Origin of the sequence: Ruminiclostridium herbifermentans (assembly GCF_005473905.2) — a bacterium.
GTDB lineage: Bacteria > Bacillota > Clostridia > Acetivibrionales > DSM-1351 > Ruminiclostridium > Ruminiclostridium herbifermentans.
In genome coordinates this window covers 428458-440257 of record NZ_CP061336.1, presented here as the reverse complement: position 1 = coordinate 440257, position 11800 = coordinate 428458, and the positions used below count along the sequence as shown (strand labels likewise).

At 31.9% G+C, this 11800-nt stretch carries 8 protein-coding genes; 1 reads left to right on the top strand and 7 read right to left on the bottom strand.

The features are described 5' to 3' along the window. The first annotated feature begins 48 nt into the window (after positions 1–48). Positions 49–1602: an IS66 family transposase gene (gene tnpC, locus EHE19_RS01850; protein WP_190530276.1), complete on the top strand. Its 1554-nt coding sequence runs from the start codon at positions 49–51 to the stop codon at positions 1600–1602. A gap of 169 nt (positions 1603–1771) precedes the next feature. Here the strand turns inward: tnpC and EHE19_RS01845 are convergent, their stop codons facing one another. The 7 genes from EHE19_RS01845 to EHE19_RS01815 form a co-directional block, all read right to left on the bottom strand. Continuing rightward, on the bottom strand, positions 1772–1915 hold the full coding sequence (locus EHE19_RS01845) for a cyclic lactone autoinducer peptide (protein ID WP_137699270.1): 144 nt from the start codon (positions 1913–1915) through the stop codon (positions 1772–1774). A gap of 26 nt (positions 1916–1941) precedes the next feature. After that, the gene (locus EHE19_RS01840) at positions 1942–2751 is read right to left on the bottom strand and encodes a hypothetical protein (protein ID WP_137699271.1); all 810 of its coding nucleotides are present in this window, start codon (positions 2749–2751) and stop codon (positions 1942–1944) included. A 165-nt stretch (positions 2752–2916) separates the two neighbouring features. Beyond that, entirely contained in the window at positions 2917–3552 is a 636-nt protein-coding gene (locus tag EHE19_RS01835; RefSeq protein ID WP_137699272.1) for an accessory gene regulator ArgB-like protein, read from the bottom strand. Positions 3553–3849: 297 nt separating this feature from the next. Further along, positions 3850–5670, bottom strand: a complete 1821-nt coding sequence (locus tag EHE19_RS01830) for an HD domain-containing protein (RefSeq protein WP_137699273.1) — start codon at positions 5668–5670, stop codon at positions 3850–3852. Positions 5671–5693: 23 nt separating this feature from the next. After that, the gene (locus tag EHE19_RS01825; protein ID WP_137699274.1) at positions 5694–6092 is read right to left on the bottom strand and encodes a hypothetical protein; all 399 of its coding nucleotides are present in this window, start codon (positions 6090–6092) and stop codon (positions 5694–5696) included. A gap of 366 nt (positions 6093–6458) precedes the next feature. Continuing rightward, complete coding sequence (locus tag EHE19_RS01820; protein WP_137699275.1) at positions 6459–6893, bottom strand: hypothetical protein; 435 nt, start codon at positions 6891–6893, stop codon at positions 6459–6461. 676 nt (positions 6894–7569) lie between these two features. Further along, a complete protein-coding gene (locus EHE19_RS01815) occupies positions 7570–11628 on the bottom strand; it encodes a cohesin domain-containing protein (RefSeq protein WP_190530459.1) in 4059 nt (1352 codons plus the stop codon). Between the last annotated feature and the right edge of the window lie 172 nt (positions 11629–11800).

Here is an 11800-nt window from a genome sequence, read left to right as displayed (position 1 = left end):
ACAGCTGAAACTATGGATTTTCATGGATTTTCATGATATAATAGGAACATGAAAAACGATGAAAAAATTACAATTTCAAAATCTGAATACATATCAATGAAAGAACAAATTGCAGAGCTTTCAAAGAAAGTAGACTGGTTTATGGAACAGGTGCGCCTTGCAAAACATCATCAATTTGGTGCTTCCAGTGAAAAAAGCCAATACGACCAAATCAACCTATTTAATGAAGCTGAAGCAACTGCAGATGAAGCAAAGGCAGAGCCAGAGCTTGTAGAAATAGAACGCCATTACCGCAAAAAAGCAAAAGAAAATGCCGATAGACTTCCACCGGATTTGCCTGTGGAAGTGGTTGAGCATACTCTTCCGAAGGATAAACAAAAATGTCCAGAATGTGGCGAGGCTCTACATATTATGGGTAAGGATGTCCGACGTGAATTAAAGCTGATACCTGCAAAAGCAGTTATTGTAGAACATGTTAGGTATACATATGCTTGCCGAGATTGTGAAAAAAATGCTTGTGGGGTTCCAATCCTTAAAGCACCTGTAGACAATCCCGTTATTAAGGGCAGTTTTGCATCACCAGAAGCTGTAGCACAAATAATGACACAAAAGTTTGTTATGGGAGCACCTCTGTACCGACAAGAGCAGGATTTTCGTAGAAATGGAATATATTTATCACGGCAAACCATGTCAAACTGGCTGCTCAAATGTTCCGAGGATTGGCTGGAGCCAGTATATAACGCATTACGAGAAATACTCTGTACACGCGAAGTACTTCACGCTGATGAGACTACGCTTCAAGTACTACACGAACCTGAAAAGACAGCTCAAAACAAGAGTTATATGTGGATGTATAGGACAAGTGGTGAAGAACAGCATCCTATTGTGTTATATGAATACCAACCAGATAGACGAGCCAAGCATCCTGCAGAATTCCTCAAAGGTTTCCGCGGATATCTTCATGCCGATGGATACAAAGGATATCACAATTTGCCTGAGGGAATTACAGTTGTGGGATGTTGGGCACACGCAAGACGCAAATGGGACGAAGCACTCAAAGTCCTTCCAACAAAAGATAGGGAAAACTCTGCAGCCCTCCAAGGTAAGAGGTACTGCGATGGACTGTTTGATATTGAGTGCAGTTTACAAAAATTAAACTCGAATGAGCGCTTTCAAAAACGTCAGGAACTGGCAAAGCCTTTGATTGACGAATTTTTTGCGTGGCTAAAATCTTTAAATCCTGCACCCAAAACCAGTTTGGGACAGGCAGTTCATTATATGATTAAACAACGTAGATATCTGGAGCGTTATCTTCTTGACGGCAGACTAGAAATTAGCAACAACCGTGCTGAGCGTTCCATCAAGCCGTTTGTGATAGACAGAAAAAACTTCCTTTTTGCAAATACACCTCGTGGGGCCAAGGCAAGTGCTGTAATTTTCAGTATCATAGAGACCGCAAAAGAGAACGGCTTAAATCCTTATGCTTATCTTGTGTATATTTTCAAAAATGCTCCCAATTGGGATATTCACAATAATATTAATGCACTTGAACTTTTACTTCCATCTAACGTGCCAGAATCATGTAATAGTGCTGCTCGATAGGTTTTGTCAAGGTGCTTTTCTATTTGACGCTTACAAAGATTCCAATATTGAAACAGATAAATTCGAAAAACTTATACGCAAGTATATTGAACAAGAAAAACAGCAAAAACACCCATAAAATTAGGTGTTTTGCTGTTCCTTTTATTTTTAATCAATAAAACTTTTGAGATTAAAGTTTGTTACGTGATGCCAAATGCTTTGGAGCCTTTGGCTGATAAAATGTCGAACTGCTTGCAGAGCAAATACCAGAAAGCGCAAGCTGTGTAATAATTATTGACAAAGGTGCAAGTAACAGCTTAATTTTTGACTTCATATTCTCAATCCCCTTTATATTAAATTTTACCCATTAAGGTCATCTATAAGTTTAACTGCCTCATCCACTTGATTATTTACCAATAAGGTACGTATTTCATCAAAAGCAAATTTTACATCATCCTCAAAATCATTATATTTATTATAGGATTTTATAACTAAACCGCCTATCACTGTATATATTAGTTTTAAAATTAATACATTAAGCACTAATACTATTACAAACATTGCAACAGAAAATACTATCTGATATACGAACTGTAGATTATCAAAAATGGATACAAATACAAAATATAATAATTGTTCGCCAAACACCAACAATAAAAATGATACTAGAAACAATTTGTGAAACTTTTTACTTATACGTGTAACAAGTAAAATATCATGCTTCCATAAGAATACTGCAACTAGCATCTGAATAATTCTCTGTGGTGCAGAAAGAGGTACATACCAATAATATGCATTTTGAAAATTTTCCATCCCTTGAAACCCGTATGTAATCACATATGGTGTATACAGAACTTCTGTGGTAGTAATTATCATAAAAAAAAATGCTGTTCCAAACAAAGCATATACCAACTTCATCCTGTATATAATCATTATTATTATTGTATATGCAATAATATGCAATGTCATACTTGTTATAATGTTAGGAGATATAGGCCGGATAATACATGAAGAAAGAAGCATTAAAAATAAGGTAGATAAAAAACTGATAGCATTATTTCTATTTAATTTTAATTTACCTTTTTGTCCTGTAATAAGCAAGGCTATTATTAAATTTAAAAATGCTTCAGGTAATGATACAAAAAACAATATGTATAAATTCATTACCATCAAAAATCACCCTCTATATATTAGTTTTAATTTTAGTATATGATATAAAATTTACAAAGTCAATTGCAAAAGGCAAAAAAAGTCAATTTGTATTAACTAAACACCTATAATAACAATCACAAGCACTTTTAAAACTATAATAATATATAAATTCCACGTCTGAAATCAACTTGTTTTACGTTCTAATGCCAGTCTATGCTCAATCTTTTCAAAAAAGCTGTGTCCTACAGGTGTAATCCCAAATATCTCAAGCATAACACTAAAGCATAATGCAAGAGTATACATTTTCATTTCGTACATTGTTAAAACAAAGACCAATATCAGCCATATAATCATGTAAATTATTGATAGAATCTTGAATCTCCGTCTTTCCATTAAATCAGTAATTAATCTATTTGGGCTGTCTTTTGGGGCATATTTAATCAATAAATATATTCCTGTAATAAACGTCAATGTGATTAATACTACTATATCTCTAACACTCCAATATTGATGAGTGTATTGGGCAAGCGAGGCTGCTGCAATAAATAACCCTATTGTAACCACAAGACACTTGCCATAGGTTTTCATATGGAAGCCCCCAGCCACCTTCCTCAGCAATGTAAAGGATATTGATATTATAAGTGCAGGAATCAATACTCCAAAAACAATGGAAGCAGCTATTAATGAAATAATCTTAACAGCACTGCCAATAGCTATCTGAAACCCATAATAATATACAGCTTTCTTTTGGTGATCCTCTTCTAGCATATGCGATAGATATTTCGCACATGAGTATGACCATTTTCGTACAAACCTCACATTAACCTCCACGCCTACTTTGGTGCAAAAACTTATATAAAACTAATATTCATCTATAACTGAATAACTTTTATTTATTTCAGTTATAGATGAATATTTATTTTACTTAATATAGACAAAAATATATTATTTGCTTGAAATAAAGCTTAGATAAAAAACAGATTCATTCCAACAATAGGCCGAAAAGAGCATTATTACTAAGTAATTCACTTATTTCCACACCACTTGCTATAGTTTTAAAATTGTAGACTACATCAGGCTTTTATATCAGTGTGCGGGATAATAATTTTATATACTTCAAGACAACCCATCAATTCTTTGCATCATATCATCACTAAGCCTTTTTACATAATAGTCAGGGCTTGTAAATTTAATACCTTTTATATGATTTTCCAATACTTTTAAGGTTGCTTTAAAAGCAATAGTAACATCTATATGGGGACTTACAAAAACATAACCGCTCCACTTATTAGAATTAAATGCCTGCGCCCAATTTTTTGTATACGACAGCATATCTGTAGGAGTTTGCTCTTGAGAATTTCTATAAATTATCGGTGTTGCAAAAATCATCTGTTCATCAATTGATTTTGGCACTACGACATGTATATCAAATAAACTTATTCCTGATACTGGAAATTGGCAATTTAATTTTTTATACAAATCCAGTATGCATTCATATATGTCCTTCCTTATCCACTCCGTGTACTCCTTGTAGTTCTTTTTACTAAAATTAGCAATAAAACTCTTATATTGTGCTATATAATTTTTCTGTATATCAGTAAACTCAAACAAATCTGTAGCAAAATTTAAAAGTATTTCTGCCTTTTTATTTCTGTCTTGTTCACTTTCCAATTCATTTATACATTTTTCTATGTACTCTTTTTCATATTCTTGTTTTTGGATTTCAGTACAATCGGGCTCCAATACTCTACTATTTATTTCAAAGCATCTCTTTGGTAAATATCTGTTCTTGACTCTTCTTACAAAAAAACCCAAATCATGAGTACAGTTATACTTATTGAAAGGTATTCTGCTATCCTCAACCAGTGCTTCAATAGTTTTATCTGTATACCATAAAAAATCACATGGATGTTTTACAATATTTAATTCCATTAATGCAAGAGCTATATCTTTAGCCATAACTTCTGTTGCTAAAACCTTCTGATGGTGGTAAATATAGTTGTTAAGCATTAATTTACTAAATGTTATTTCTTCTACAGCTGTTATTCCAGCAATATCAACTACTAATTGATACTCATTTGTATTTTCTGGTTCTCTGATTGTAATTTTATATAACAAACGTTCTATATCAAAAGTTAGAGGTAAGCCTGATGTATAGCTATCTCTCTTTATGTAATCTAATTTATCAGCATCAATATCACCATTAATAATTCTAGTCAGAAACGAATACTTTTTTCCATGCTTGCCTTCAGATCTTCGTCCATAATTGGGCACTCCAATTATCATATTCCCAATTCTAACCATTAAGTCATTAATTGTACCTGATGCAGATATGTATTGACTATTTAGTATACTGTTATGCGTTAAAAATGCTTTAAATGCATCTGTATTAATAATTATGTACGAAAAAATCTCATGAGGCTTAGGTTTTACTCCGAACTTTTTATTAAAGTATTTTTGTAGCATAATAAATTCAGGAAGTGTACCGTAAAATGCTTCTGATAGGTGTGAATAAAAGCAATGGCCAATATCATGTAATAAGGCTGCCAGCCTCACATCCATTACTTCATAATCTGATATATTAATAAACCCTAATTTTTGGTTTCTAAGACTTTCAATCATTCGAGATGCTATTGCCACTACTCCAAGTGAATGTTCAAACCTAGAATGTCTTGCAGCTGGATATGTAAATACCCCTAAACCGACTTGATATATATCCCGTAACCTTTGGAATAAAGGAGTATCTATTATTGCAATTTCCCAACTATTAAACTTAACGCAACCCCATATTGGATCATTTATCACCTTATCTTCAGAGAACTGATGATAATCAGTCCCTGCATGAACACTCAAATACTCTTTAACAATATCATTAATTCTTTCCAAGAAAGAAGAGTAAATATTTTCATCAACATTTGCTTCTATTTTTGTAACCACACAATACACCGCCACTCATTTGTCTATTTACAGTTTATTTCTTTTATAAATACTTCTGTAAACTCCTCTATTTCAGCACGATATTCCTCAGGGCAATCTTGAATCATTTCATTTGCTGATTCTTTGTGCATTTTTAGTATTATTCTTTCATACCTAGGATTTGCCTTGCTTATCGCACCTAAAATCTGAAGCATAGAAATTCCTTCTTCTAAATCATGGGAACATACTGTTCCACAATTATCAATTATATCAATATCAATAAACAAATCGATAAATCGTTCTCTATATTTTCCTACCACAGAAAATAATTTACTACTAGATACAACGTTAATATTTTTAGTTTTTAAAATAGAAAAAAAAGTGCTAAGAAAATCTATTGCAGAAAAAACCTTAACACTATTATTTTCAACTATTGAATGCATAAGATTATGCTCCTTTTAAATATTTACTAAAATAGATACTCAAATAACACTTAGATAGTATTCCTCATATAATAACATTAAAATCATATTCATATTTATAATAGAATATGATTATTATTGACACTCATATAATATATAATTCACTACAGCATCCAAAATACAGTCTTATATGGTATCATAAAGCAAACACAATGTCAATATACTTTTAATTATAATGGTAAATATTGATAATGTCAACAAAATTAGTTTAAACACTACATCTTTCATATAGTTACTATTGTCTAATATCAGTTTGTTAGTATCGGATAATCAAATCTTTTTAACTGAGAGTTATTAGCTTTTATCTTTATCTTTTGTACTTATTAATCAACTCAATAAATCTAAGTTCATTGATGTATTTCTTATATACTTAATCCTCTTCAACAAACTCCCATACAGGACAGTCATTTTTAAGAGCCATACAATAACACTAAATAAACCTAAAACAGATATAAAAATACCTAAAAAAGTAAGCCAAAAGTTTACACGATTAATAGTGTGCTCTGCCGTAGCAATAAGATTGCCTTCTTTATCCTCTAAAGACTTAATGATATCCTCTTTTCTTATACTCTCCTTATTTATATTATCTAGTAATATTCTAAGTTCTTTATTCTCTTTACTCAGTTGCTCATTTCGCTCAGACAACTCATTTATTTTACTAGAATAATCAAAATTTTCTGCAAATGTTACCATTGGAAAAGAACCAGCTACAAAAATAATCATAATTAATACAATCAAAAAGGTTAAAAATCGTTTATCCACAGTACTGTCTCCTATGTAGGAATTATACTTATGTAATTTCCACATAATATTACAATTTCCTTCCTAATTTTATAAAAACAGTAAACTTATTTTATCATAGGATTTTTAACACACTTTACACTTTTGTAATTTAAATAACCACCCACAGTACTTTTTTGAGTTTTAGAACTTAATATAATATATATCTTTTACAAATTAGTACTCCAACCTTGGCAATTAAGATAATCTCAAACCACTTTTATTAAAAGTGTATTTAGCCATATCAATCCCCACTGGTTACTACTATATTTGATATTTTATATACAATAAAAAACCGACCCACTATTGTTATTGATATGTACCCCCTTTGCTGGATTTGCTCAGTAAAGGGAGTACATATCATTTATAACTGTTGGAGGTCTCTTCATAACTTCATTCTCTCGGTTAAAGAATATTAGATTTTTATTAAAACTATTAGCTATAAATAAACACTATCTCATTGAGCAGATATTAGCCTGCGAAATATATATCATAACATCATAGAAGTTTCTTTTACTCCTAGTAACACTACTGCCTATTCTATTTTTCCCGTATCATATGAGAGATTAATATACTGTTTCATTTAAATTTGACATATAACATTTCTTCTCATTTAAGCTTTCAGTTAGTATCCTTTTATGCCGCTAAACCACCATAATTACATTTGACGATAAATGGATATATATCCATCTTCCTTTATAATATTATTAATCTTAGAAAAAGTGGCATTACCAAAAGCTCCGTCCTCTTTAATGATGATAGGAGATATTGTAGAAGAGTAGTCTTTAACTTTAAACGTAATATAAGCAAAAACACCATCCTCGTCAATCAATTCATCGCCTATGGTATTATCAAGGTATACAAAACTGATTACGCCCTTAGAATTATCAACCCTACTGGAAAAGTTTACTGCTAGATTTTTAACTATTGAGCCTGCCTGTACTGATACCGCTTCAACTATAGAAGGGTCATAGCTTATATAAAAATTACATGTTCCAATATCTCCCACGTTAGCAACATTTGTAAATGTAATTGGTATACTAACCATATTACCTAGGCTAGCTTTTGCTGTTCCTACTGTTACTTCAAGAGGAAGTTCTACGCTTGAATCAATAACTTTTACACTCAAAATTGGATTGTTTGTTACACCAAAATCAAGGATAAGTCTCGTTGTACCACACTCAAGATTGTTTATATAGCTTGCAAGTAATGTTAATGTATTTCCAGATACCGTGTAGTCAGTTCCCTCTGTCAATCCTATAATTCCATTAAAAGGATTTCCATTTGGAGTGAGCTCTACAACTATGTTTGATAAATCATTTTTATCTACTATATTATAATTAGGATTTATTGTTGGTGTTCCTGCACTAACTTCTATTACTAACACAGGATTTTTATCATCAAGACCAAAGTCAAAAATCAGTCTATTTTTACCAGGTTCAAGTCTGTTAAGATAACTACTATGTAGTGTTAAAGTATTCAATGACACTGAATAATCATAGCCTACTTTCAAGCCATAAATACCAATAAATTTATTCCCATTTGGAGTAAGTTCTATTAATGTGCTTATTGAAGTGCCTAATTTAAAATATATAACTGAAGGATTTATTTTAGCCTCAGAAAGAGAAGTACGATAAATAGTAACGCTGCCATTTCCCGAACTTACAGGCATTTGATTTACGTTGGAATCTACAAACGCTCCAATATCCATAATTGTAACAGGCGTTGAAATTTTTGCTTCAGCAGGAGTCTTGAGTTTAAAATTGATATTTGCAAATACACCATCTTGGTTAATTAATTCACTTCCTGATGTATAATCAACAAATAAAAATCTGATAGCTCCACTAGTTGTACTAATATTAGTACCAAAATTCACTTCTGAATTTGTTACTATAGGACCTGGTTCAACAGATACTACTTCTAGTAAGTTAGTATCATAACCTACTCTAAAATCACAACTCGCTATATTGCCTAAATTAGCAACATTATTGAAGCTAATAGGAACTTTTACCATTTCACCTTCTTTTCCAGTTATTTCTCCAATTGATAAATTAAGGCTTAGATTGTCTTCTATGACAACACTGCCATTGTTGAAATTAACATTTACTATCTTTTCATACTTTCCATCTCCAAATACCCCACCCTCTTTAAATGTTATAGGTGTTTTGTTATTTACAGATTCTAATATCTTAAATGTAATGTTTGCTAATATTCCATCAGTTGTAATAAGTTCATCACCTATTGTATTATCTAAAAATAGCATTCTAATTGTGCCAGTACTAGAATCAATTTTTGTGCTATAGTTCACATCAGGATTAATAATAATGTCACCCGGGGTCACTGATACTGCTTCTAAAATAGTATTATCATACTTAACATCAAATAAAAAGGTTCCCACATTTCCTGCATCCTTCACATTTGAAAGTGTCACCGCCACTGTTACCATATCATTTTTATTACCAGTTGCAGTCCCAATTCTCACATTCAAAAACTTATGTGGGCTTGTTTTGGTTTCTAATATTAAGACAGGATTTTTTGCTACACCAAAATCAAAGGTAAGTACCTTTGTCCCCAATACCAGTGTTTTTAGATAACTCTTAAGAATAGTTACGGTATTTCCTGATACTGTATAGTCAATTCCCTTTGTTAGTCCAGTTATGCCTCTAAAAGTATGTCCATTTGGTGTAATAGTTACAGGTATGTCTGTTACGCTATACATATCAAATGAGACTGAAGTTGGGTTAATTTTAGGGAATAATTCTATCGCCGTTATGTCAATATTTCCTGGGGTTAGATTTACATAAGGTATTACGTTTATAGAGCCATCTGCAAAAGCAAATTTATCATCAAATTTCACAGTAGTTGTTCCGCTCAATAACGTTTTAAATTGAATATTTGCTAAAACCCCATTAGAAGTAATCAACTCATCACCTAGGGTATTATCAAGAAATACAAAACTGATTGTCCCCTTATCGGTATTGATGTTTGTAGAAAAGTTAACATTAGGATTTTTTATTATTTCTCCAGCAGTCACAGACACTGCCTCTAAAAATGCTTTGTCATATTTTATATAAAAGTTAAAGGTTCCTACATTTCCACAATACTCTATACCTGTAAGCGTAACCGGTACATTTATTATACTGTCTGGCTCACCTATGACATTTTCTATTTTTAAAGTAAGAGGATGATCGTGTCCGGGCATAACTGTTATTGCTAATACAGGATTTATTGTTAAACCAAAGTCAAAGGTAAGCTGTATAGTTCCTGTTGGAAGTTTGTTGAGATAGTCCTTTGATATTGTTAACTTATCACCTGATATTGTATAGTCTATTTCAGGTACTAAACCCATAATACCTTTGAATGTATTGCCATTAGGTGTTATTGATACTACTACGTCGAGAGAAGTATCTTTTTCAAATTTTATATATGAAGGTGAAATTGTGGGCAATATTTCAGGACTTTTTATAGTAATGCTTCCGTTGATTGTATTTGCCATTAATTCAAGTACACCAATAGGGTCAGTATATGGTTTCTTAACGAATTCCAATGGTGTTGTCTTTGCTGTCGCAGTGGTCTTTATTTTGAAGGTCACTAGAGCAAACTCACCATCTGATTCAATCATCTCATCACCTATAGTGCTATCTAGGTATATAAAATTAATTTCACCCTTGTTTGAATTAATTGTGCTGAAAAAATTATTTTGCGAATTTTTAATTATAGAGCCTGGTGCTACTGATACTGCTTCTAATAAAGTATTATCATAACCTATGTAAAAATTACAAATTCCCACATTACCTGCTTTTGCTACATTTTCAAATGTAATAGGTACTGTTACTGTATCACCTGGTGAACCCACAGCCGTTCCAATTTTTGCATCAAAAGGAAGATTAGGTGTGGTATCTTTAATTGTTAATGTTAATTCGGGATTATTTGTTACGCCAAAATCAAAGGTAAGCTTCATATTTCCAATTGGTAAGCTGTTAAGATATTCTTCTTTTAGAGTAACAATGTTTCCTGATAATGAGTATTCTTCTCCCTCTGTCAGTCCAACTATTCCTTTAAATGAATTCCCAAATGGTAATAGAGTTATTGTTACATCTGAAGATGTATACTTGTCATATGTAAAAACTGTAGGTGTTATTGTTGAAGTACTGATATTAGTTACACCGCCATATATGAGAACTCCTTTCATATAAGCGGAAATTTTATCGTTGTCACCATATGTACTTAAAGTCATAAATGAATAGTCATTTGACATATCATAATTTGTCCAGTCATTTCTTGCCACTCTGGTTTGGATTTCAATATAGCCTCCCGCTGAAAGAATTCCAGCATCATCTTTGAAACCTACTTCAAAATATGAATCGGCTTTTGAAACAGCAGGGCTTAATTTACCAAATGTACCTGTTACCTTATCAGTAACACCAGTGTACGTCCACCCATTTAACATACCTGCATGATCACAATAGAAATTCTGTGGCGTATCAAAATCTGCAGTGTAATAATATCTTAATTTCAAATCTGCTAAGTCTATACTTGAACTTCCGTTATTAATCACCTTAAAATTAGCATTTATCGTATTACTTGATGTTGATGCATTTCCATTATTATTAAACAATATTTGTAAATCACCTGCTGCTTGTGCATACAATCTTGGAGTAAAAACAGATAATGCCATTAATAGTGCTATTAAGCAAAATATCTTCTTTTTTAACATTACTAAAACCTCCTAATAGTTATTTTGTCTGGTAATACCACTTTCTTTATTTGATTTCAGTTTCATTAATCACCCCCTCATTTTTTGAATTTAATACCTGCTTAACTTCATGTATAGGGTGTGCACAGCCAAAAAACCGACCTCCAATTGTTAATTATTTGATATGTACCCC